At 27.1% G+C, this 521-nt stretch carries 1 protein-coding gene; it reads left to right on the forward strand.

Annotated elements, in window-relative coordinates; translation table 11 throughout:
- Window positions 1–90 precede the first annotated feature (90 nt).
- The coding region (locus tag GOQ24_RS15100; RefSeq protein WP_160340064.1) for a hypothetical protein at window positions 91–521 on the forward strand (431 nt) is incomplete at its 3' end.

The raw sequence follows: 521 nt of genomic DNA on the forward strand, positions 1-521 counted from the left end.
GATTACAATGCTCTCTTTGGTTACTTTAAAACTAAGGGTTTTAATTTTATATACTTACCCAAAACACCTTTTCCTAAAAGTTTAGAGTCTTTGTTAAGCTTTTATTTACCGTATATACCTCAAGAGAGGTTAAAAAAAATAGATTTTTCTTATGATGCATTATTACAAATATTCTCTTCTATCTATCAAGAAAATGATTCATCATACATAAAGTACTATAGGGATTTTTTACTTGCTATTGAGTATGATAGTGAAATTAAAAATGGTTTAATTTTATTTAGAAATGACACCTACTACATATTAGAGTTAATCAATAATGAACCTAATCACAATTTTAATGTAATTGACAGCTACTTTAATGCTCTTTATATAGAAGATGCTGATATTTTTGAAAGCCCTAGAGACCTAAATGAAATGACTTGTTTCTTAGATTTAGATGATATTACTAAACAAAAGATACAGGAAATACAAAAACAACTAAAAGCTCTTAAGGTCTCAGGTCAATTAATCTATGCCTTACC

Source organism: Myroides sp. LoEW2-1, from assembly GCF_009767705.1.
GTDB classification, from domain to species: domain Bacteria; phylum Bacteroidota; class Bacteroidia; order Flavobacteriales; family Flavobacteriaceae; genus Flavobacterium; species Flavobacterium album_A.